Source organism: Paenibacillus sp. FSL H7-0714, from assembly GCF_038003765.1.
Taxonomy (GTDB): Bacteria; Bacillota; Bacilli; order Paenibacillales; family Paenibacillaceae; genus Paenibacillus_AQ.
Genome location: NZ_JBBOPT010000001.1, coordinates 638,748 through 661,520, shown reverse-complemented (window position 1 = coordinate 661,520; position 22,773 = coordinate 638,748). Strand labels below are relative to the sequence as shown.

Genomic DNA, 22,773 nt, shown 5'->3' with positions numbered 1-22,773 from the left:
ACAATAAAAAAGCATATCTCCCAGCCATTAGTAATGGACTTCTGGAAAATACGCTTGAGTATGAGTGAAACAGACTATATCATCAACTATAGTTCTATATTTAGTAAATGTTTCCGCTTACGCAGCTGAGTGATCAAAATTACCCAACAATGCTCAGCTTCCGGACAGATTTAAAAATTTGATTCTCGCTATATCCCATAGCTTCATACAATGGCAATGCAAAAGAATTATGCTCATCGACGGCTACGTAGATACCACTAACCTTACGAGCTTGAAACCTGGATTCCATAGCCGATACCAGACTTCTACCGACTCCTCTGCGGCGATAATCAGGATGTACAGCAATCCGGAAATAACAACCGTGGTTTTTCTCAATCGTACCAATCAGTGCTCCAACAATTTCTTCTTCATCTTCCGCAACTACAATGAGATCTGAATCCCATGAAAGCTGCCTGGAGAAAGGCTCGATAGTGTTCTCGAAACATTCTTCCGATAATGCTGTTTGCAGCAAATCAGTCACAGGGCTAACGTCGCTTAATTGAAAGGAACGAACGTGCATTCTTTAAAATCTCCCTTGTCTATGGCTTATGAATTTAACAAAAAGAAGGGGTTCCCTTAACATTGAGAAAATAAAAAAAAGCATCAAATACCGAGGAATACCTGCTTTTAAATCTATTAAAGCACACTTTTCTCGTGATATCATCATTTTTCTTTTGAAAGCGCTTAATATCAAGCGTTTACATTTTGGTTGAGATTCATTGTTTCATTATAAGGGTAATTATACAGAGTTATGTCTATGGGGTGACGGCTCTTTATTTTAACATTTTAAATACAATTGATGATCCTGTTTACACTCCCAACATACTTTATAAACATTTATGTTTGTTTAGTGTTGCATTATTGATCCAGATACTGTTTAATTAAAGTATCCTATTGGGAGATACCCTATAGTACATATCAACAATAAAGAATTTTGACGATAAACCGCCGAAGTTCTTTATCTATACAAATTCTAATATACTCAGGAGGGATTTTTCCATGGCATTTCAATTACCAGCACTTCCTTATGCAAACAACGCACTCGAACCACACATCGACGCTTTGACGATGGAAATTCACCATGATAGACACCATAACACATATGTGACTAATCTGAACGCAGCTTTGGAAAAGGCACCTGAATTGCAAAGCAAAAGCATCGAAGAACTTCTTACAGATCTGAACGCTGTACCAGAAGCTATCCGCACTGCTGTTCGTAACAATGGTGGCGGACACGCTAACCACACCTTGTTCTGGGAAGTTATCGGACCAAACGGCGGCGGCGCACCAACTGGCGCACTTGCAGCAGCTATTGACAGCGAACTGGGCGGATTCGAAAAATTCAAAGAAGATTTCGCAGCAGCAGCAACTACTCGTTTCGGCAGTGGCTGGGCTTGGCTAGTTGTTAAAGATGGCAAACTGGCAGTAACAAGCACACCTAACCAAGACAACCCAATCAGCGAAGGCGCTACTCCAATCCTCGGACTTGATGTATGGGAGCACGCTTACTACCTGAACTACCAAAACAAACGCCCTGATTACATCAAAGCGTTCTGGAACGTAGTAAACTGGGAAGAAGTTGGCAAACGTTACGAAAGCTCGAAATAAGGAATTAAATTCGGCTTGAGCTTATAGCTTAATAGCCAATTTAAAAAGGTATCCCCTGGCCTAATAGGCTGCGGGATACCTTTTTTTATGTTGCTCTACTGGGCAGAGTCCCCAAATAGCCTTCGTCTTACTATAATTAGGGAAAAACTCCCTAAAATTCAGCGATATTCTCCATAAACACTAGTAATAAGGGAAAACTTCCCTAAAAACCAGCGGTTCTGGAGCATAAATAAGATATTCACCGAATTTTTAGGGAGGTTTTCCCTAAAATGATTAAAAATAGGCGGAAAGGGCATGATTTCAGGGAATAATTCCCTAAAAACAATTTTGATCACTCTTGAGGTCATAAAACAACAGAAGCAATTAGATGTAAGCATAGTACATTCCATACTTTGCTTACATTCCATACTTCTACATCAAACATTCTCTACTTCCCCGACTTCGCCAGCTCTTCCTGCTCATCGAAATAAAGATTCAGCAGCTTCAAGAAGACATTAGGAAACGCATAATTAGCCATGTCCTCACGACTGATCCAGCGAACAGCTCCGCCATCCTCTGGACTAGCATTACCATCCTCAAATTTCTCGATGGGCACGCTGCTGTCCATCTCTGGGAACAGGCCTGCATCCGCGGTGTAGGCTGCCCGTCCTTCTGCCGCTATTGGCAGCGGAAGGGCGTCCTCCTCCCTGCAGCGATACACCTGCAGGGTCCACACAATATGGCTGAAGATATGCTCAGCAGCCATCCAGTGCTCCTCAGGCCGGGCGGAGATCCCGGCCTGCCGCAGTGACCGGCGCAGCCGGTCCAGCGCCGCGGCCTCCGGCAGCCGCGCGCTCTTAGCGCCGCCTTCCGCTGGCGGCGCCTGCCAATGCGGCAGCTCCCACATGCGGGCTAACAGCCCGCTTTGTGGCCGCTGCCGGATGAGCACTTGGCCCGCGTGGGCACCGCGGCCCTCGATTAAGGCCGCCAGCCGCTCCTCTGGGCGCGGCGGCTTGGCCTTGGTCTTGACGGGCAGCGAAGTCTCGCAGCCCGCCAGGCGCGCAGCACAATGCTCCATCACCGGGCAGGTTAAGCAGCTCGGTGATTTCGGGGTGCATACGAGCGCCCCGAGCTCCATAAGCGCCTGATTAAATGAGGCAGCTTCCCCCTCCGGGATCAGCTCAGCCGCCAGGCGCTCCATTTTCACGCGGGTGGGTCCCTTAGCTATATCATCCTCGATGAGGAAGTATCGGGACAACACCCGCATTACATTACCATCTACCGCTGGCTCTGGCCGATTAAACGCGATACTGAGAATAGCCCCTGCTGTGTAAGGACCCACTCCCTTTAAGCTGAACACCGCATCACGGTCATTCGGCACCTGTCCCCCATAAAGCTCCTTTACCTGCTTGGCTGCATGCTGTATATTACGTGCGCGGGAATAATACCCTAAGCCTTCCCAACACTTAAGCACGTCTTCTTCAGGGGCGTCAGCGAGTGACTCTACCGTCGGAAAGCGCTCAATAAAACGATTAAAATAAGGGATTACCGTATCTACCCTTGTCTGCTGCAGCATGATTTCAGAAATCCAAATATAATAAGGATTGCGATGCCTGCGCCATGGCAAATCCCGCTTCTGCCCTTGATACCACTCTAGCAAATGATAACTGAAATATTGCTTGACCTCTCGCAGCTCCTGATCTTGTTTATCTTGTCCTTCTTTAAAATCCAGCTGTTTTGGTCGTTCATCTTGATCTTGCAGATCTTGTCCTTTTTTTAACTCTCGTCCTTCTTCTCGTTCCTGCAAATCCTGTCGTTCTTGTTGTTTCATTGTAACTCTCCTTGCCCTTCTATAATCACGGTTCAATTCATGAACCTAGCTCCTCCACCACCGCAAAAGCTGAAGCCAAATCACGGCCATGCGTTATCGTAAGATGAATGGTATACTTCTGTCCTTCAGGTAGATCTAGTCTGCTCCAGGCTTCGCATGATAAGGTTACTTCCGGCTTACCTTTACGGTCAGGTAATATCTCAATATCCTGAAAACCAACCACATTGCCAATGCCACAACCTAAAGCCTTCACAACGGCTTCCTTGGCAGCAAAGCGCCCGGCTACGAACTCAGCCAACCTTCCACCTCGTTGCTCAGCAAGCTGGTACTCTTGCTCCGTTAGGATGCGCTGGTTGAATTTCTTGCCCTGTCCCCTGCGCATTACCTCTGAGATTCGCTCAATTTCTAACACATCATGTCCGATTCCGTAAATCAAAATTTCACGCTCCTTATGGACGTGTATCCTATACTACTTCAATAATGGTATGATCATTATACAGGTCATTCATTTCAATTTTAAATTATAGTCCTATAAGATTCTTTCTGCTATCTTAAAAGAAAATGGTTTGGAAGTCTATCTAGGCGCCTTCGTGATGGACTTGCTGATTTACTTCATTTATATATAGAGAGAGGGGATTACCCTATGCAGCATCGTAATTTCGAAATACCCGCAGGTGAAGACGCTGTTCTCCGCTGCTCACACTTTCCTGCCCAAGAAGTACCTAAGAGCCTTATCGTTATTGCACACGGCTACAAGGGCTTCAAAGATTGGGGGATGTTTCCTTACATAGCCACTACTCTCAGCCAAGATCATGAAGTGATCACCTTCAACTTCTCTCATGCTGGAATCGGAGAGGATCTGCTGCATTTTACCGAGCTTGAAAAATTCGCCCGCAACACCTTTCGTCGCGAGCTGAAGGACATGGAAATACTGTTGTCCTACCTTAGCCAGCACCCGAAATTCGGCAGCTTACCCTTATTCCTTCTAGGACATAGTCTTGGAGGGGGAATTTGTCTGGTCTACACGCTTGACCATCCCAGTGAAGTTAGCGGGGTCATCTCCTGGAACGGGGTTACGAAGCTCGATTTGTTGACGGAAGAACAAAAGCAGGAGATGAAGCAAACAGGACGAACCCATGTCCTTAATGCACGCACGGGCCAACAAATGCCGCTGGATGCTGTTATTTTAGAAGATATGGAGAACCAACAAGAACGTTATAACATCCTTGATCGCATGAAGACAGCGTCCTTCCCAGTTGTTCTTATTCAAGGCAGTCTGGATGGAGTACACCTCCGGCTAGGATCTGAGCAGCTCATTGAGCTCCGACCCGATATTAACTGGGTTCATATTCCTGAGGGTAATCATACCTTCGGTACTGTGCATCCTTTTTCCGGTACTACCCCACAATTGGAGCTTGCGATTGCTTCGACCACTAATTTTATCGATCAAACGCTGGCTAACTAAGATTCTTGTAGCTTATCCATCTCACAAAAAACCGCCACGAGAGCTGCTACAACGCAGACCCGTGGCGGTTTCTACTTCTACCTATTCTAAATTCCAGGAATGACATTGCGCTTATGCGCCGTTCTCCGGTAATAATTCTCGAGTTTCTCCGCTACCTCAGGGTTAACCTGTTTGCCTTCCAAATAATCGCTATTATCGTCATAAGTAATGCCCAGCTCGGTTTCATCCGTCTGCCCCGGCCATAAGCCTGCCGTAGGTGCTTTAGTAACAATATCCGCAGGCACACCAATATGAGCAGCTAATTGACGAACCTGACGTTTGTTAAGTGTGGATAGAGGTGTAATATCTACAGCACCATCCCCCCACTTGGTGTAGAAACCCGTAATGGCTTCTGAAGCATGATCCGTCCCTACTACAATCAGATTGTTCTCAAAAGAGAGCGCATATTGCATAACCATACGTGTTCTCGCTTTAACATTCCCCTTGCCTTGATGGGTCATATGACGATGTTGGCCCAAGGACTTCAGGCTATGCTCAACTTCAAGCGCAATCTCATTTACAGCTTCCTCAATGTTTGTCTCCACGGTATGGGTCAGATTAAAAGCTTTTGCGACATCATAACTGTGCTGGATATCCTCTTGAACACCATATGGCTGGTATACGCCAAGCGTAATATACTCTGTGCCTTCTTGAGCCGACAGCTCGTCCGTAGCCTGCTTACACAGACCCGCAGCTACCGCGCTGTCCACCCCGCCGCTAATGGCGATCAATAATCCTTTGGCACCTGCCTTCAGCACGTACGACTTTAAGAAATCAACCCGTTTGCGTACCTCTGCTTCTACATCAATCGTTGGCTTCACACCAAGATCTGCAATAATTTCTTCCTGTAAACTCACAAACCACACCCCGTTCCATCAGAAATGGTTCCATATCCATCAAAATATCCATACCAAGTGAAGCTCTATGCTTCTAAGTATATTCTATCCCATTATCGCTCTTATATTTTGAAAAATCCCGCAACAGCCGAATTACCGACTAATGCGAGATTATATGGAATAACTTTTTTACTTGCAAAAACGATCAAAAACTTCTTTCAACTCAGCAGCAATTTCAGCAGCCGAACGATTCTCAACACTATGGCGTTCAATAAAATGAACGAGCTCTCCATCCTTCATCAATGCGATGGAAGGGGAAGATGGCGGATAAGGAGCAAAATATTCACGCGCTTTAGCAGTAGCTTCTTTCTCTTGACCTGCAAACACTGTGAACAAGTGATCCGGAGCGATCTCATTTTGCAATGCCTGAGCTACACCAGGACGGCATTGTCCAGCGGCACAACCACAGACCGAATTCACGACTACAAGCGCCGTACCTTTTGCGGTAGGAAGAGTGGCTTCCACCTCTTCTGGAGTCATAAGCTCCTGAAACCCAATGCTTGTAAGGTCATCACGCATAGGCTGAATCGAATCTCTCATATATTGATTAAAAGACATGGACATTTCTCTGCACTCTCCTTCACTGATTACTGTTTTGTCAGATAACATTACAGCAGTACTTACTAACTTTATTATACATTCATACTCTGTGAAAGCAAGAGATGCTACAGTAACCTGATTCAATCCGCAAGCATGGCTTCGCTATATTCTTCCTTTACTAAAGGGAATGAGATGGTAAATACTGTACCCTCTCCTTCTACAGAATCTACAGTTATTTTACCGTTATGCCGTTCCACAATACTGAGACACAAGGATAACCCTAGACCCGTTCCCTCCCTTTTTGTTGTGAAGAACGGGGAAAACAACTTCTCTCGTTGACTGTCCGACATACCGATTCCCCTATCCCTTACAATCAGCTCCACTTGTTCCTGAGTACTATGTGTTTCCAGTGTCAGAATCCCCTTGGATCCCATAGCCTCCATGCCGTTTCGGCCTAAATTAAGGATAAGCTGCTTGATTTCCCGAACGTTTAACTCCAATTCATGGATGGATGCGTTCAGCTTTAGCTCAACACTTTGACCACGAAGATTAGCATCCGCCCACAGCAGCGGACTGACTTCTTCTATAACTCGGTGTAATAGCACTTTCTCCTTATCGGATATCCGGCTTTGCGCCAGCGATAGAAAATCATTAATAATGCTATTCGCCCGATCCAGCTCCTCTAATACGATCTGATAATAAGAATCCAAATCATCCGAGCTCTTTTCTCTCATTAGCTGTAAAAATCCGCGAACTACCGCCATAGGATTACGAATCTCATGGGTAATTCCGGCAGCCATCTGCCCTACTAAGCTCAAACGTTCCACATGATCCAGCTCTGAGCGGAGTTTCACTTCATCCGTAATATCCTGTGCAATGAGTACCACTCCACTCGTTAATCCTGAGTTCTTATGCATTAGTGGTGCTGAATAAATTTGATAGATCCGCGTTCCATGAATCATTCGCTCATGGGAACGCCGTTTATGCTGAATGTTATCCCGTACCCTCATATATGCATCAACATCCGCTGAACCATTAAAAAATTCCCTAACCGGCTTGCCAATAATATCTTCCCTTCTCAAATTGGGATAATGAATTCGTGTCATTCCCAACATACAATCATTGAGGTCGGTCACAACTCCGTGATCATCCAGGGACATAATACTCAGAGGTACTACATTTGTAATCTGCTGCAGCTTCTCAGACTCCCACTGGAAATTATCACTTATACTTTCCATATGTATTTTAGCCCGCCAACTACTCCAGACCATTTCAACAAAATAAACAAAAATACCGCCTAGTGCGATGCTGAAAAATAGATACAAAGTAATCAAAAGTGACTCGCCAGAATGAGCCTCATATATATTTTTTCCACCTATAATAGGCACAAGTGCAATGAACAACATATTCGGACAAAGAACCATCCATAACATACCTATCTTCTCTACCACTGTGCCTTTCTTAAAAGGCTTAGCCAGCCCAAACAGCAACGGATATAATAATATTCCTGAATTTAATATCATATTACTTATTCCTGCTGGCTCTGCAATGAATATATTACAGACAAGCAAAAAGATGGACAGCAGAACGCCAGAACGTACAGTTCCATATAAAATACCGATATAAGCAGGAATCATTCCTAAATTCAAATAAGCAATACCGAATAAAGTCGTCGAAAGAAGAGAGCATAACATAAGACTTAACGCACACGCCAAAACCAAAAAAGTTTGATTATCCGGGAAACTACCTTTTTTTCGAGCCACAAGCCCTCGGTCCACCCACCACTGAATCAGAAATAGAAAGGAGCATGCTGCCGATATTTGCAATAATATATCCTTAATTGCGCCAATAATTACAATCACACCCCAAAATGGACAAATTCCCCTACATGACTAGATTAAAGCACAGGATTACTCTCCTGACAACGATTATAACCAAGTGATCGGACAAGACTGGTTACATGACAGTCAGAATGGTATGATTCCGTTAGGAAAACACGAAGTAACACCCGTGTCTTAACATGTAAAGGAGTAAAATTTCATGAGCAACTTCGATGTGATCGTCATAGGTGGCGGCCCTTCGGGATTAATGGCAAGCGTGGCCGCAGCAGAACACGGGGCATCCGTACTACTGATCGACAAGGGAGCTAAGCTAGGACGAAAGCTCGGGATATCTGGTGGCGGACGCTGCAATGTAACGAACGTCAAGGAGAGAGATGAGTTAATCTCCCATATCCCGGGAAACGGGCGGTTTTTGTATAGCGCCTTCGACCATTTTAATAATCAAGATATCATTGCCTTTTTTGAAGGCTTAGGCATTGCATTAAAGGAAGAAGACAACGGACGGATGTTTCCCGTCTCCGGTAAGGCCTCCAGCGTCGTCTCCGCCTTAATCAACAAAGTACGGGGTCTAGGTGTGCAGATTATGACGGATAGTCCTGTTTCACGTGTAATATATGAAGAAGGGGCCGTTAAGGGCGTTCAGCTGGGCTCGGGCAAAACGATTTCCAGTGCTGCCGTAATCATCGCCACCGGAGGAAAGTCCGTTCCTCAGACCGGCTCTACTGGAGATGGGTACCCATGGGCTGAAGCCGCAGGCCACACCATTACTGAGCTATTTCCGACAGAGGTACCGATTATTTCACGGGAAGAGTGGATTAAATCCGGTGAGCTGCAAGGATTGTCACTACGCGATGTGGCACTTACTGTATGGAATCCAAAAGGAAAGAAGGTCATTTCTCATCGCGGAGATATGATCTTCACCCATTTTGGATTATCAGGGCCAATTGCACTGCGCTGCAGCCAATTTCTGAGACAGGTCCAGCGTAAATCAGGGAATGACACGGTTGAGATGTCCATCGATCTCTTACCTGATCTGAACTCGCAAGAAGTGGAATCATCGCTGCAGGACAAGCTGGACCAGGAGCCGAAGAAAGCGATCCGCAATTCACTAAAGGGGCTGCTGCCAGAACGTCTCATTCCCCTCTTGTTAGCTAAAGCTGACCTGGATGGAGATATTACGGGTCATCATGTATCCAAAAATGGATTGCTTGCGCTAGCAGGTATCTTGAAAAGGATGCCCGTTAATGTTCATGGTACCCGCTCCCTGTCCGAAGCCTTTGTTACGGGCGGCGGCGTAAATCTGAAAGAGATCGATCCCAAAAGAATGGAATCTAAGCTTATGCAAGGGTTATTCTTCTGTGGAGAGGTACTCGATATCCATGGCTACACTGGTGGCTACAATATAACAGCAGCGTTCTCTACTGGATATACAGCAGGCAAACATGCTGCTGACCTTCGCCTTAGTTAATACGTTGCAACTAAAAACAGCGTGACTTGAGAGGTTTCTCAAGTCACGCTGTTTTTTTATCTATCTATCAATCTTTGCCCAATCGGAACGTACCAAATATTCTGCTGATAAAGAGTCCAACCATGTATCCAACCGGTACGAACAAGATGATCCCCCACCATCCATATAAAGAGAGACAGATTAGTGCGGAGGTAATCATTGTAAAGGGAAGTAATAAAATAGGGACCGCATGCATACCCGCTTCAGCCTTTTGTTCTTTCGTAAATGGAAGTATCCCGATGTAATCATCCCCAACAAACAAAGACCAGAACGAAAACAGCCAAAAAGTCATAAGCGATGTTAATACTACAAATCCTAGCCATTTAAATCCCGATGGAATGATAAGGATCGCTACCGCGGACACGGCAGTGAAAGCCAAGTAAAGCTTTAAATGGGCCGGATTCCGTACGAGTGCCTTAATCGCTGCCGCAGAGAAACGGCTCTCGGCAGTCTTTGATTTAAGCAAAGGCTGCGACTTCCGGAAAATCCATGGCTTATGGCGAGTCGGGCGAGGTTTATCCAGAACATGGCGGAGCAGTATGGCCGCTATCTTCATTCGCTGCTTGTAGTCCTCGCGCACATCGTTCATAAATGTCCCACGCATCAATAAGCGCCACCGGAAAGCAAATATTGCAACGACTGTGAATACAACCGCACTCAGCAATATGATGAGCGGGCGATCATTCCAAAGGCTAGCTACTCTGAAATAAATAGCGTTCGGGACGGAGATCGCCAGAAATAGCCATAACCAGCGACGCCAACCTTGCTTTTGTACTTTTACAAGATGTCCAAGTAACTTAACACACCAACTGCACGCCAAGGTCAGAGCGAACAGCGCCCATACCTCCGATGACGTCATCTCAAATCCCCGAATCAGAAAAGGCAGTAACAGTGCAAAAGCTACACAGAACTTCAGCGAGGTTACAATCAGGCTGTAGAGCAACCCGCGAAATAGGATCGTATTCATCCATCGTTGCCGTTGTCTAAGAAATAATAGATCGCCTTCCTGCAATAACAGTACCAAGCCCCCGTTGCAGATCAAGAGCACTAATAATGAAGGAATGAGCATAAACGGCAAATTCACACTCCAAGCCGGTAGCGCCTCATTCCAGAACCCATAATACAAACGCCCTCCCAATAATCCCCCGGGAATAAGGATATATAATAGAACGGTCCAATCAGCCGCCGTACGGATAATAGCGGATTGCTCACGCCAATGAGAGAATAGCCGCCGTCTGAATAGTTGTTTAGCGTTAGAAAAAGCAAACGCCCGCTGTCCCTGCTTACTCATGTTAGTTCGTCGAAGCAATCAAACAACGACGCCTCCGGCAGTCCAGCATAATCACGTATATCTTCGAGTGTTCCTGAGGCGGCAACCTTTCCCCCGGAGATCAATACGAAATCATCGCATATCTTCTCTGCTGTATCCAGTACATGCGTAGACATTAATACACCAGCTCCGCGCTTCCGCTCCGCTTCTAGCAGCCGCAGGAAATCTTTAGTGGCGCGAGGGTCTAAACCAATAAATGGCTCGTCCACAATATAAACATCCGGCTGTACCAAGAAGCCAAGCATTAGCATCATTTTTTGTTTCATGCCCTTAGAGAATCCAGCTGGAAGATCATTGCGCACATGGCCCATACCAAACTGCTTTAACAGTCTTTCAGCAGTTTCTTCGAACTGTTCGTACTTCAGTCCATAGGCAGCGGCCGCTAAATCCAAGTGCTCCCACAATGTCAAATCCTCATAAAATACAGGTTGCTCCGGTACATAAGCGTAAGATTTATTAACTCCACTAAAAGACACCTTAGCCTTGGTATTCTTCAACAAACCAAGCAGGGTCTTAATGGTTGTACTTTTCCCAGCACCATTAGGTCCGATCAGTCCGAGCAGTTGACCTCGCTTCACTTGAAAAGAAATATCGAATATGCAAGGATCTCCCGCTTCATAGCCAGCTTCATCGATCTCAACATCGAGCACAATGTCGTCATAGCTCTCGGTATCCACTGTAGTTTCTTCTTTTTCCATACTCTCCATCTCCTAGTACTTCTAATAAATACTATTATAAATTGCATTCCCTATTGCGTATATGAATGATATTCAAATGATCAACAGAGGCAATCGTAACTTATCTAATCGTACTATATATTTTTCCTGAAAATAATCAAGCTGCTTTTTTCACAATAATAACTTAAGCCCTGCGCAATAGCGAATAAAAGAAACCTCCCATCAAAGGGAGGTCTGTCCTACAAGGTCCATGTTATTCGTCGCAGCTATTCCTTCCTGCTTCTTGATCGCCGCTTCATCCCTGCGCTCGATTTTACCACGCAGCATTAACAGCCCTAGTCCTAGCAATCCTGTATGCAAACCAGATAGAATAAAGGCAGATACCGGCCCCGATGCTGTCACTAAGGCTCCACCGGCTACAGGTCCTAGAATAACAGCTGCGCTTGTCAGGCTGCCTATGGTTCCAAATACACGACCCGTGTATTCCGCAGGTGTCCGCTGCTGGAGCATTGAATTGAAGGGGATAAACGCTAGTCCTGCACCCACACCCGCAAACATGAAGGACCCAAACAAAGCAATGTTCATCCAGATTCCGGCTTGACCATGAGCAGTTACGATCCCTGCACTTGAGAAGACAACGCCCATGATTACAGCCCCTAATCCCATAAAAATAAGCGGATGCTTACCACTGCCTAATCGGCTTACAAGCAGTGCAGATAGCAAGGTTCCAAAGCCACTGGCTGCTACACACCACCCCAGCAGATCTCCGTTCACACCTGGAATCTCCCGGAATAACGTTACAATCTGAGAGTCTCCGATCTGTAGCATTAGCAGCACCAGTACCAGCATAACAATGCCACACAGCACTACAGGCATTCCTGCAATCACATGCAGACCTGCCGACATTTCTTGGCGGAAGGAGTTACGCACCTCCGTATCCCCCCTGCTTGTTTCCGTATCTTTCTTCTTAATCGCAGCTGTACGCGGTAATCCAAGCAAAATAATCGCCGATAAAACGAACGTAGCAGAATCGATCATATAACAAACAGATATGCCGAAGGCTGCAACTAACAATCCACCAAGAGCTGGACCCACAATTTTAGTTATCTGCTCTATAGATGAGCTAAGCGCCATTGCTTTATCCATCTGAGCCGCAGGAACAAGTTCCTTAATCTTTCCGCTTTTGGCCGGAGAGAACAGCACATCCATACATCCCTTAGCCAGCAGCAGCACATAAACCTGCCACAGCGAGCCTGCAAATACCAAGCAAATAACAACCGCTGCACGGGCTATATCCGAACCAATCATTAGTGCCTTGCGGTTAAATCGATCACTTAAGTAACCTGCAAACGGTCCTCCTAAGAGCAAAGGCACTGCCATACATAAAGATATAGCCGTAATTTCCCACGGTGTGGCATTCCATTTAAACCCTACCATTGTCAGTAGCGCTAGTATATGCAACCAGTCTCCTACATTCGATACAAGCTGTGCCGCAATAAGCAGCATGAATGGCTTATTTGCGGTTAGCTTACTTTCTTTTAAATCATCAATATGATGTTCCTCCATCCTTCCTTCACTCCCCGTTACTATTTCTCAATGAAATAATAGTAAAATATTGGGGATTGTCATTCATCCGTCTGGAGGCGTAAATAACACTGAACCGGGGGATGAAATTGATATCCTTTCAGAGACTGAAGTAAAAAAACATTCAATTTCAGCTTCTTCAAAAAATTGTTTGATTTTTAATAATTAAAAGTTGCTCATTGTGACAAATCACATGTTCTTCATTCGATCTTTCACGTATTCTATTGTTATCTCAAAGTTCGTTGCACAGGTAAACCGTGCACTAATTAATATGATTACAGACGTGCGACGAGTTCACATGATTAACGATAGAGGGTGGAGAAGCATGATACAATCTTATGAACGTGATACACAATTAACACTACATTTGTACCGGGTATTTGCCAAATCATTCAAGAGTATTAATGAGCATGCTGTTACCGGCAGCAAAATTGAAGGTTTTAACCCTACTGCCTTTGCCGTCATGGAAGTGTTGTACTATAAGGGACCACAGCCCATTCAACAAATTGGTGCCAAACTACTGCTACAGAGCGGCAACGTGACTTACGTTATCGACAAGCTCGAAGAACGCGGCTATTTGCAACGCAAGCCTTGTCCAAGTGATCGTCGTGTGATTTTCGCAGAGTTGACCGCGGAAGGCGAACGTCTCATGAATGAGATGTATCCGAAATACTCAGAGCGTCTTCATCTTGCTTTCAGCGGACTGAATGATGAAGAGAAGGAACAAATGATCACTCTGCTCAAGAAGATGGGTCTGCAAGCTGAGAAGCTTTCCCCTCTTCCCCGTAAGTAGAGCTAGAGGCTAGGCTGCTTTTTACTTCATATGTGTTAGACAAGCTGTTATTGCACGAAGAAGCCCGACCGGTAAATACCCGGTCGGGCTTCTTTATGTGACTTAGAGAATGAGTTATGCCTTTTTTAATGACGACGTAGCATCCTCTACCGAAGGTACACCCTTGCGCAAACCCCAAGATATAACTAGTGACAAGACTGCGAAAACTGCCATTACAATAAATAGTGAATGGAGTCCCCCTTCTAGTGCACCACGTAAACTGTTTGATACTTCGCCGGAGAGGTTAGTGCCTGTATGCGAGCCTAGCAGCTTATTAATATCATCACCTGTAACGTTTGAATCCGGTTGTTTTCGCAACAGCTGATCAATATTCAAGTTCAGCCAGGAACCGAATATAGCCACCCCAATGGTCTGACCTAGTGACCTTGTAAATGCATTAAGTGCTGTGGACGCACCTCGTTGATCATACGCAACCGACGACTGAGCGATAATCGTGAAGACCGTAGAGGAGTATCCGAAGCCTACCCCACAGACCAGCATCAAGCATAAGAGGATTACCTGTGAAGACTCTCCAGTCAAGAAAACCAGACCAATAGCTCCGGCAGCAATCATCATCAATCCAAGCATTGCCGTTCGGCGAGAACCCGCTCGCAGAATCATCCGTCCGCCTGCGATTGACCCAAACATCCAGCCTACAGACATTGGCGCAAGCAGCAAGCCTGAGATCGCAGCGCTTTTTCCAGAAACGCCCTGAACCCATAAAGGGATATACGTAGAAAGTCCAATAATTAATGTGCTTACAAGCAGGTTAGCACCCGTTGATACTGCGATATTACGATTTGAGAATAGGTTCAGCGGAAGCATTGGCTCTGGTGCACGGCGCTCCACAAACAGAAATAGGATTAGCAGGATAACCGCTGCACCCAGTGTTGCGAGTAGTAACGGAGAGGTCCATGCCAGGTTCTGCCCTCCCGTGGAGAGTCCAAAGAGTAGAGCACCCATGCCTGCTGCGAACAGAAGAACGCCTGGCACATCGATCTGTGTCTTCCGACGCACCTTTTCTTCCTTCAGGTAGCGCGCAATAAATACCATTGCCAACACGCCAAATGGCAGATTGAATACAAATACCCAGCGCCAGCTTAAATAATCTACCACATAGCCACCAAGCAGTGGCCCTACCAAAGAGGAAATCCCCCATACAGAGCTTAGCAACCCTTGTGTCTTTGCTCTTTCTTCAATGCTGTAAATATCACCGATAATGGTAAAGGTCATTGGAATAAGTGCACCCGCACCGATCCCCTGTATCGCGCGAAACAGGATCAGCTGTTCCATACTTTGAGATATGCCGCATAATAATGAGCCTAGTAAAAAAACAGCCGCTCCCCACATGAATACAGGCTTGCGTCCGAACAGATCACTGATTTTGCCGAAAATAGGTGTAGTAATAGCCATTGCCAGTAAATATGAAGTAAATATCCAGCTCAGCCACTGCATTCCCTGAAAGTCGCCTACAATCGCCGGCCCGGCTGGTCCTGTTACAGTTCCCTCAATAGCCGCCAGAAACGTGGCCAGCAGTACCCCTGTTAATATTAGTTTACGTTCTAAATCCCCTGTTGACTTCAATGTTCCAAACCCTCTCTTTATGTATTAAGTGGATTGCCACTCCTCGCGCAGTAGAGCATGGAGAGCAGTATCCTGAAAGCCAGAAGCGATCTGCCTGTATTGACGCAATACGCCTTCCTTCTGAAATCCAAGCGTATGAACCAGCCTCTCCGCACGGATATTATCAGGATGACAGAGCGCTTCAATCCGATTCAAGCCCATAGTATTGAAACCAAAATGGAGTACAAGCCCAAGTGCTTCTTTCATATATCCAAGCCCCCAAAAGGTAGGCGACAGATCACAGCCAATTTCACCACGGTAAGCTCCCTGAAGCTGCCAATGGTTATATCCACAGCTACCTATGACTTCCTCCCCTGGTCCAATAATACTCCAACGTAAGCTCTCCTCTTCCTGAGCCATCTGTGATAGAAGGTCGATAAGCTGCTTCGTCTCTTCTATAGAGGATAATGCCGGTGCACCCAGCCAGAGAGAAACTTCCGGATGAGACCAAACCTGAAATAACGCTGAAGCATGCTCAGTAGTCATAGCACATAATTTTAATCTTCTACCGATCAGTGTAGGTGTCACTCCATTGCATAGATACAATTCTCCGCTCCCCCTTCAACTTATCAATTATACATCATTCAAGAGTATATCCTTAAGCTAAAAGTTCTAATTTCTTTAACTTTGAAAAGAACAAATTGTATCCTCTCACGTAAAAAGCGCCTGCATCAGAAGGTTAATTCTCCCTTGATACAGACGCTTTTATGGAACTTTGCTTTAAATGATTTCAGTCTGCTCCCTGAATAACTTCACTACACAGCACCTGAAGTTTGGCTCGAATATCCTTGAACTCTTCAATACCCGTGCCAGTAATACTGTACCCTTCACTATGTGCAGTCAGAAAGTTGTCCAGCGTCAGCTTTTCCAATTCCTGTTTCACTTCGCGTTCTCCTACACGATACCCCATGTCTTCCAGTCCGAGCAGCATCTCCGAGATCGTCACATCTTTATCATGAGCACAATAAAGCATGTGAATTCCTATGAACAAGTTCTGTACATCAGCGCGCATATTCCACTCCTTCTGGCAACAAAGCCTTCGGTATTTACTCTTGCATTACCCTATGACAGTTCATTGGAAACATCATCACAAGGGTTCAGCGCTACAGAGGGATCATAGCCCATCCCAAAATATTACAAAACAATGTTGTGTCTTGACGTACCCCTCATAGCTGTACTATGTTGTTAGTTACAGTTATGGTTTCATATTGAATTTAAAGTACAGGAAGGTGATGCTTCATGTTTCAAGCTATGCCATATGATGGAACGCGCAGCGAGCAGTTTGAAGCCGTTCTAATCCAACTCGAAGCATTGATAAAGGACGAACCAAGTGCTACAGCCAATCTAGCTAATGCTTCGGCACTACTTAAACACGCTCTACCGGATACGAATTGGGCCGGTTTTTATTTATTTGACGGCAAGGAGCTAGTACTTGGACCTTTTCAAGGCCTCCCTGCATGCATTCGAATTCCGCTATCTCGCGGGGTGTGCGGAACGGCAGCCGCCGAGCGGCGCACACTTGTAGTAGGCGATGTGCATGCATTCCCAGGTCATATCGCCTGTGATGCAGCCTCCAACAGCGAGATTGTTGTTCCTTTAATAAAGGATGATCGCTTGCTTGGCGTACTTGATATCGACAGTCCGCTCAAGGATCGCTTTGATGATGAAGAACGCCGGTTTCTGGAGCGGTTCGCAGCTTTAGTATCGGAAGCTATCTAAAAATTTCTTCGTTTTATATCCCATAAGAAAAAAGGCTGTCTTATTTGTAGGGGTTACCTACTTATAAGACAGCCTTTTTATGTTGATCCTACAGTCGAACTGGACTAATGTTCCAAATCTCAGCTGCATAGCGACTAATTGTGTTATCGCTGGAGAATTTACCGGAATGACCAATATTAATAATGGACTTCTTCAGCCATTCTTGCCGGTTGCGATATGCCCGATCAATTTCGACGTGCGTCTCAACGTAACTAGCGAAATCCTTCAGGACAAAAAACTCATCGTTATTATCCAGAAGTGAGTGGAAAATGCTCTCAAACTCCGTAGCGTGACAACATATAGGTCCTGGTTTGATTAACTGATCCAGCACTTCTTTCACACGACTATCCCCGTTGTAAATATCACGCGCATGATAACCGCCATGCTGGTAGTAATCCATGACCTGCTCAGCACGAAGTCCGAACAGGAACATATTGTTGTCTCCCACCATTTCATGCATTTCTACATTTGCGCCATCCATCGTTCCTACCGTCAATGCACCGTTCATCATAAACTTCATATTCCCGGTACCGGATGCTTCTTTGCTGGCTGTAGAAATCTGCTCACTGATGTCCGCTGCAGGAATGATCTTTTCTGCTAGGGATACCGAATAATTTTCAAGGAAAAAGATACGAATCTTCCCTTTAACATCCGGATCTTTATTGACTACCTCCGCAACTGTATTAATCAGTTTGATAATCCGCTTCGCCAGATGATAACTTGGCGCTGCCTTTGCTCCGAATATAAACGTGCGTGGAACCATATCCATCGAAGGATTATCTTTGATTTGATTGTACAAATGCAGAATATGCAAAATATTAAGCAACTGGCGCTTGTAGGCATGTAGACGTTTCACCTGTACATCAAAGATAGAGTCAGGATCGACATGTACTGAATGCTTACTGTAGATGTACTCTGCAAGACGAAGCTTATTCTGGCGCTTAATACTGGCTACTTGTTCCTGGAAGGAAGCATCCTCACAATATTTAATCAAGCCAATCATTTCTTGAGGATGGCTCACCCAACGGGTTCCTATCGATTGATTGATCAAATTAGCCAGATCTGGATTGGCATGCAGTAACCATCGCCGATGGGTAATTCCGTTCGTCTTATTATTGAAACGGTGTGGATACATTTCATTAAAAAGTCGCATCTCGCGCTTCATTAATATTTCTGTATGCAGCGCCGCTACTCCATTGACACTATGGCTCGCTACAATCGCCAAATGAGCCATCCGAACCTGATCATCATGAATAATCGCCATCTGCGCAATTCGATCCTGATCCCCCGGATAACGACTCATAAGCTCGCCACAGAAACGCGCATTGATCTCTTCAATGATAAGAAAAATACGTGGCAGTAGCTCCCTAACCATTTGAATAGGCCATTTCTCAAGCGCCTCGCTCAGAATAGTGTGATTAGTGTAAGAGACCATACGCGTCGTGATACTCCATGCCTCATCCCATCCTAAACCATGTACATCCATCAGAATCCTCATCAATTCAGGAATCACCAACGTTGGATGTGTATCATTAATATGAAGAGCAACCTTGTCTGGCAGCGATTCTATAGGAATCCCAAGCTTGGCATAGGTACGCAGAATACTTTGCAGCCCCGCGCTACAGAGGAAATACTGTTGCTTCAGGCGAAGCAGCTTGCCTTCGTATTGAGAGTCATCTGGGTAAAGGAACTCCGAAATGGATTCTACTGAACGCTTATACTCCAGAAACTTATGATAGTCCGTCCCGGCAAAAGAACCAAAGGTTCTAGAGGGCTGGGTGATGGATTCTGCACTCCAGTTACGCAGTGTATTCACATGCCGGCGATCAGCACCAATGATAGGGACATCGTAAGGCACTGCACGAACAGCCTCATATTGCGTATGATCAAATATGAGCCGTCCGTTCTCTTCGCGGGTCTCAATAGTCCCCCAGAACCTAACTTCAACCTGCTTGTCTTCGCGGCGCACTTCCCATACATTATCATTCTGCAACCAGTAATCAGGAAGTTCCACTTGATACCCATCAACGATCTTCTGCTCGAACAGGCCATATTTATACCGTATACCACAGCCATGTCCCGCATATTGCAGGGAAGCGAGTGAGTCCAGGAAGCAGGCGGCCAAACGACCGAGACCTCCATTCCCTAACCCAGCGTCCGATTCCTCCTCTTCTATATCCTGCAAACAAAAGCCAAGGTCCGCTAAACCTTCACGTACTACTTCCAGTACACCCATATTCAACAGATTGTTCCCCAGAAGCCTACCGATCAAGAACTCCATTGAAAAATAGTAAACCTGCTTATCTTTATCAAGCTTATATTTCTGGTTCGTTTCCGCCCAATTTTTCCCGGCGTTCTCACGAATCATGTTGCCCAGTATTTTATAGACATCGGCATTCGAGGCTTCCTCAAGCGGTTTACCTAATTTACCAATGAGGGTCTCACGGAATGCCTGTTTGAAAGATTCTTTATCGTTAAACAACAGTAGGTCCTCCTGACAAATGCTTTTATTAGAAGTGCAGCAGACTGTGCCATTAGATCAGATAGGTTAATACTGCTTTGTTCATCTAATCCAGTCGTTAGATCTTGCTGCTCTTGGCGATGACGAATGGACGTTTGCTATCTCCAACAAGAATTCGATTCTTACTCAAATGTACGTCTTTATCCATGATTACATTCTCAATGACCGCATTTTCTTCGATGACGCATTTTTGCATAATTACTGAGTTGATGATCTTCGCTCCCTTACGTACCTGAACCCCCCGAAAGATCACGCTATTCTCTACCGTTCCAGCTATAATGCAGCCATTAGCCACCAACGAATTACTGACATTAGCACTTTCCAAGTATCGGGTTGGAGCCTCGTATTTAATCTTCGTCTGTACCGGGCTTTCTTTGAACAAACTGAAGTAATTCTCCTGCTGGAGCAGTTCCAAACTGTTCTTATAATAACTCTCTAATGAATTAATTACGGCATGATAGCCATGATATTCGTATGCGGCGATATTAAATTTGTGTCGGTTCTTCTGAACTACATCTCGGAAAAAATAACTCTCTCCATGCGCAATGCAATGCTCCACCTGCTCCAAGAACAGTTTTTTCTCCATAATGAAGATATCCAGATATAAATTAGGATGGTCTTTCTCATGATGGATATTAGTCACCTTATTCTCTTCGTCTACTTCAATACGCTGGCATAGATCATGTTCTGGCTGCAGTTCTTCAATCTTTTTATACACTACTGTAACGTCGGCACCCTTCTCCAGATGGTAACTGTACAAATCCTGAAGATCGATCGTATTGATATGCTGGCTGCCGGAAAACACGATATATTTTGCAGATCCCCGTTTAAAAAGATCCAGATTGTTATGATAATGCTGTAAGTCCCCGAGAGAAGTATCCGTTGGATCGTTCCAGTCTGGAGGCAAAATGAATAATCCCCCATGCTTGCGGTTCATATCCCACGATTTCCCGTCACCCAAATGGTCCATTAGAGAACGGTATTTACGGCGGACGAACAGGCCAACGCTCTCCAGGTCTGCACGCATCATATTTGAAAGCACGAAATCAATCAACCGATAACGACTGGCAAAAGGTACGGCTGCACCACAGCGGAAATAAGTGAGTTCATTTAGTTTGTCGAGTTCATGATCCAGATTAATTACACCCATGAGTTGCTTCATCGGAATCCACCGTCCTCTTATAATTTATAAGAAAGTATAAGTTTCACGATATACTTTATCCTTATAAATCTCGCATAAACGCTTACCGTCCCTAGAAGGACGCCGAAGGCGTTTTAGCTTGATTATATGGTTTTGGCCACAGCTGATTTACGTTTTTTGCTTTTATTGTCGATCAGCAGAATTTCGTTCTCGTTCTCCCGTTCGATGCCTATTTCCATATAATCGTCGATTACCGTATTCTCACTAATAATCGCTTTATGAATGCGTACGTTCTTGCCAATCTTGACCTTAGGCATAATCACGGAGTCCGTAATTACACTTCCTTCACCCACTTCTACACCATAAAAGAGAACCGAGTGATTTACTTCTCCGTGCACTATGCAGCCTTCATTAATAATGCAGCCTGACACTTTCGCCCCAGGGGCAACATATTGGGCAGGTTGATTCGGATTACGTGTAAAAATGCGCCAGCTGGGATCATTTAGATTAAGTGGCGGAGTATCGCTTAGCAAATCCATATTTGCTTCCCATAAGCTAGTTACTGTACCTACATCTCTCCAGTATCCTTCAAAAGGGTACGCAAATAAGGAGTTTCCGTCCTCCAGCATCAAAGGAATGATATCCTTGCCGAAATCGTGGGATGATCCTACATTCTCCCCATCCTCTAGTAAATGCTTGCGGAGAACCTCCCATTTGAAGATATACACACCCATAGAAGCTAATGTGCTTTTTGGCTGAGCGGGCTTTTCCTCAAATTCGTAAATTTTTAGATCGTCCTCCGTATTCAAAATTCCAAATCGGCTTGCTTCCTCCAGCGGAACGTCAATGACAGAAATTGTGCAATCAGCGTTTCTTTCCTTGTGGTATTGAAGCATAGCGTGATAATCCATTTTATAAATGTGATCACCGGACAGAATAAGAACATGCTCTGGATCAAACTGATCCACAAACTTAAGATTCCGATAAATCGCATCGGCTGTTCCCCGATACCAGCTGCTTCCATTCTCACGTTCATGCGGTGGCAACACGAATACCCCACCGTTCTTACGGTTCAAATCCCAATCACTGCCTACTCCGATGTAAGAATGCAGTATGAGTGGCTCATATTGAGTCAGCACACCAACTGTATCAATACCTGAATTGGAGCAGTTACTTAAAGGGAAGTCGATGATCCGATAGGTCCCTCCAAAATAAACAGCGGGCTTGGCAAGCGATTTGGTTAAACCTTTCAATCTTTTGCCTTGGCCTCCAGCCAATAGCATGGCTACCATTTCCTTTTTCTTCATGGAAAAGCCTCCCTTGACTTATGGGTAATATGAAGTTCAGCAAGCACAGGTTGAATGAACAGAAGTTCCAAAAAGAAATGAATGAACAAGAAATACACTTGAAAGAAATGAGCCTTGATAGGAAGATGGACAAAGATGAGAAAAACGTGGAAGGAAATGTAACACGGTCGAATGATCTTTCCTAAAATGGGTAACTTTCACCAAAATCAGGAGATTATCCTTATTGTAAAGTGTTCTATATCCGCCGTCAAAACC

Annotated in this window: 20 protein-coding genes; 5 read left to right on the top strand and 15 right to left on the bottom strand. The window is 45.1% G+C overall.

The annotated features are described in order from the left end of the window. Positions 1-139 precede the first annotated feature (139 nt). Positions 140-559, bottom strand: a complete 420-nt coding sequence (locus tag NST34_RS02990) for a GNAT family N-acetyltransferase (protein ID WP_036676822.1) — start codon at positions 557-559, stop codon at positions 140-142. A 479-nt stretch (positions 560-1,038) separates the two neighbouring features. Here NST34_RS02990 and NST34_RS02985 point away from each other — a divergent pair, with 479 nt between their 5' ends. Beyond that, a complete protein-coding gene (locus NST34_RS02985) occupies positions 1,039-1,647 on the top strand; it encodes a superoxide dismutase (RefSeq protein ID WP_076285882.1) in 609 nt (202 codons plus the stop codon). Positions 1,648-2,074: 427 nt separating this feature from the next. Here the strand turns inward: NST34_RS02985 and mutY are convergent, their stop codons facing one another. Together mutY and acpS are read right to left on the bottom strand one after the other, a co-directional pair. Further along, complete coding sequence (mutY, locus tag NST34_RS02980; protein ID WP_341127097.1) at positions 2,075-3,457, bottom strand: A/G-specific adenine glycosylase; 1,383 nt, start codon at positions 3,455-3,457, stop codon at positions 2,075-2,077. 37 nt (positions 3,458-3,494) lie between these two features. Next, positions 3,495-3,893, bottom strand: coding sequence for a holo-ACP synthase (acpS, locus tag NST34_RS02975; protein ID WP_076300164.1), 399 nt, complete (start codon positions 3,891-3,893; stop codon positions 3,495-3,497). Between the two features lie 207 nt (positions 3,894-4,100). On the opposite strand from acpS, the gene NST34_RS02970 reads away from it, so the two are divergent. Further along, a complete protein-coding gene (locus NST34_RS02970) occupies positions 4,101-4,922 on the top strand; it encodes an alpha/beta hydrolase (RefSeq protein ID WP_341127096.1) in 822 nt (273 codons plus the stop codon). An 86-nt stretch (positions 4,923-5,008) separates the two neighbouring features. On the opposite strand, the gene nadE is transcribed toward NST34_RS02970, so the two are convergent. From nadE to NST34_RS02955, 3 genes are all read right to left on the bottom strand, one after another. Next, positions 5,009-5,818 carry an ammonia-dependent NAD(+) synthetase gene (gene nadE / locus NST34_RS02965; RefSeq protein WP_042184646.1) on the bottom strand — a complete coding sequence of 270 codons (810 nt, stop codon included), beginning with the start codon at positions 5,816-5,818 and terminating at the stop codon, positions 5,009-5,011. 168 nt (positions 5,819-5,986) lie between these two features. Then, the gene (locus NST34_RS02960) at positions 5,987-6,421 is read right to left on the bottom strand and encodes a BrxA/BrxB family bacilliredoxin (RefSeq protein WP_042184644.1); all 435 of its coding nucleotides are present in this window, start codon (positions 6,419-6,421) and stop codon (positions 5,987-5,989) included. 116 nt (positions 6,422-6,537) lie between these two features. After that, the gene (locus NST34_RS02955; RefSeq protein WP_341127095.1) at positions 6,538-8,259 is read right to left on the bottom strand and encodes a two-component system sensor histidine kinase NtrB; all 1,722 of its coding nucleotides are present in this window, start codon (positions 8,257-8,259) and stop codon (positions 6,538-6,540) included. 178 nt (positions 8,260-8,437) lie between these two features. Here NST34_RS02955 and NST34_RS02950 point away from each other — a divergent pair, with 178 nt between their 5' ends. Next, positions 8,438-9,706, top strand: a complete 1,269-nt coding sequence (locus NST34_RS02950; protein ID WP_341127094.1) for a BaiN/RdsA family NAD(P)/FAD-dependent oxidoreductase — start codon at positions 8,438-8,440, stop codon at positions 9,704-9,706. Between the two features lie 67 nt (positions 9,707-9,773). Here NST34_RS02950 and NST34_RS02945 read toward each other — a convergent pair whose 3' ends face one another. The 3 genes from NST34_RS02945 to NST34_RS02935 all read right to left on the bottom strand — a co-directional run bounded on the left by NST34_RS02945 (position 9,774) and on the right by NST34_RS02935 (position 13,318). Next, a complete protein-coding gene (locus NST34_RS02945) occupies positions 9,774-11,036 on the bottom strand; it encodes an ABC transporter permease (protein WP_223178910.1) in 1,263 nt (420 codons plus the stop codon). After that, positions 11,033-11,773, bottom strand: a complete 741-nt coding sequence (locus tag NST34_RS02940) for an ABC transporter ATP-binding protein (protein ID WP_042184638.1) — start codon at positions 11,771-11,773, stop codon at positions 11,033-11,035. Before NST34_RS02940 ends, NST34_RS02945 begins: the two co-directional genes overlap by 4 nt. A gap of 201 nt (positions 11,774-11,974) precedes the next feature. Beyond that, positions 11,975-13,318: an MFS transporter gene (locus NST34_RS02935; RefSeq protein WP_341127093.1), complete on the bottom strand. Its 1,344-nt coding sequence runs from the start codon at positions 13,316-13,318 to the stop codon at positions 11,975-11,977. A gap of 343 nt (positions 13,319-13,661) precedes the next feature. Between NST34_RS02935 and NST34_RS02930 the strand changes: the two genes are divergently transcribed. After that, positions 13,662-14,129, top strand: a complete 468-nt coding sequence (locus NST34_RS02930) for a MarR family winged helix-turn-helix transcriptional regulator (protein WP_042123913.1) — start codon at positions 13,662-13,664, stop codon at positions 14,127-14,129. Between the two features lie 114 nt (positions 14,130-14,243). On the opposite strand, the gene NST34_RS02925 is transcribed toward NST34_RS02930, so the two are convergent. From NST34_RS02925 to NST34_RS02915, 3 genes are all read right to left on the bottom strand, one after another. Continuing rightward, positions 14,244-15,752 carry an MDR family MFS transporter gene (locus NST34_RS02925; protein ID WP_076285887.1) on the bottom strand — a complete coding sequence of 503 codons (1,509 nt, stop codon included), beginning with the start codon at positions 15,750-15,752 and terminating at the stop codon, positions 14,244-14,246. 24 nt (positions 15,753-15,776) lie between these two features. Next, positions 15,777-16,337: a GNAT family N-acetyltransferase gene (locus NST34_RS02920; protein WP_341127092.1), complete on the bottom strand. Its 561-nt coding sequence runs from the start codon at positions 16,335-16,337 to the stop codon at positions 15,777-15,779. Positions 16,338-16,521: 184 nt separating this feature from the next. Next, entirely contained in the window at positions 16,522-16,803 is a 282-nt protein-coding gene (locus NST34_RS02915) for a hypothetical protein (protein ID WP_076285888.1), read from the bottom strand. A gap of 227 nt (positions 16,804-17,030) precedes the next feature. Here NST34_RS02915 and NST34_RS02910 point away from each other — a divergent pair, with 227 nt between their 5' ends. After that, the gene (locus tag NST34_RS02910) at positions 17,031-17,510 is read left to right on the top strand and encodes a GAF domain-containing protein (RefSeq protein WP_042184630.1); all 480 of its coding nucleotides are present in this window, start codon (positions 17,031-17,033) and stop codon (positions 17,508-17,510) included. Between the two features lie 88 nt (positions 17,511-17,598). Here the strand turns inward: NST34_RS02910 and NST34_RS02905 are convergent, their stop codons facing one another. The 3 genes from NST34_RS02905 to NST34_RS02895 all read right to left on the bottom strand — a co-directional run bounded on the left by NST34_RS02905 (position 17,599) and on the right by NST34_RS02895 (position 22,518). Next, positions 17,599-20,031, bottom strand: a complete 2,433-nt coding sequence (locus NST34_RS02905; protein WP_076285889.1) for a glycogen/starch/alpha-glucan phosphorylase — start codon at positions 20,029-20,031, stop codon at positions 17,599-17,601. A gap of 97 nt (positions 20,032-20,128) precedes the next feature. Then, complete coding sequence (gene glgD / locus NST34_RS02900; protein WP_042184625.1) at positions 20,129-21,232, bottom strand: glucose-1-phosphate adenylyltransferase subunit GlgD; 1,104 nt, start codon at positions 21,230-21,232, stop codon at positions 20,129-20,131. A gap of 122 nt (positions 21,233-21,354) precedes the next feature. Continuing rightward, entirely contained in the window at positions 21,355-22,518 is a 1,164-nt protein-coding gene (locus NST34_RS02895) for a glucose-1-phosphate adenylyltransferase (protein ID WP_042184623.1), read from the bottom strand. Positions 22,519-22,773 lie beyond the last annotated feature (255 nt).

Bases quoted from the DNA above. Each gene is read 5' to 3' on its own strand.
- NST34_RS02945 (WP_223178910.1), bottom strand. From the start codon at position 11,036: ATGAGTAAGCAGGGACAGCGGGCGTTTGCTTTTTCTAACGCTAAACAA.
- mutY (WP_341127097.1), bottom strand. From the start codon at position 3,457: ATGAAACAACAAGAACGACAGGATTTGCAGGAACGAGAAGAAGGACGA.
- NST34_RS02950 (WP_341127094.1), top strand. From the start codon at position 8,438: ATGAGCAACTTCGATGTGATCGTCATAGGTGGCGGCCCTTCGGGATTA.
- NST34_RS02930 (WP_042123913.1), top strand. From the start codon at position 13,662: ATGATACAATCTTATGAACGTGATACACAATTAACACTACATTTGTAC.
- NST34_RS02915 (WP_076285888.1), bottom strand. From the start codon at position 16,803: ATGCGCGCTGATGTACAGAACTTGTTCATAGGAATTCACATGCTTTAT.
- NST34_RS02960 (WP_042184644.1), bottom strand. From the start codon at position 6,421: ATGTCCATGTCTTTTAATCAATATATGAGAGATTCGATTCAGCCTATG.
- NST34_RS02990 (WP_036676822.1), bottom strand. From the start codon at position 559: ATGCACGTTCGTTCCTTTCAATTAAGCGACGTTAGCCCTGTGACTGAT.
- NST34_RS02935 (WP_341127093.1), bottom strand. From the start codon at position 13,318: ATGGAGGAACATCATATTGATGATTTAAAAGAAAGTAAGCTAACCGCA.
- NST34_RS02970 (WP_341127096.1), top strand. From the start codon at position 4,101: ATGCAGCATCGTAATTTCGAAATACCCGCAGGTGAAGACGCTGTTCTC.
- glgD (WP_042184625.1), bottom strand. From the start codon at position 21,232: ATGAAGCAACTCATGGGTGTAATTAATCTGGATCATGAACTCGACAAA.
- NST34_RS02910 (WP_042184630.1), top strand. From the start codon at position 17,031: ATGTTTCAAGCTATGCCATATGATGGAACGCGCAGCGAGCAGTTTGAA.
- NST34_RS02985 (WP_076285882.1), top strand. From the start codon at position 1,039: ATGGCATTTCAATTACCAGCACTTCCTTATGCAAACAACGCACTCGAA.
- NST34_RS02895 (WP_042184623.1), bottom strand. From the start codon at position 22,518: ATGAAGAAAAAGGAAATGGTAGCCATGCTATTGGCTGGAGGCCAAGGC.
- NST34_RS02940 (WP_042184638.1), bottom strand. From the start codon at position 11,773: ATGGAAAAAGAAGAAACTACAGTGGATACCGAGAGCTATGACGACATT.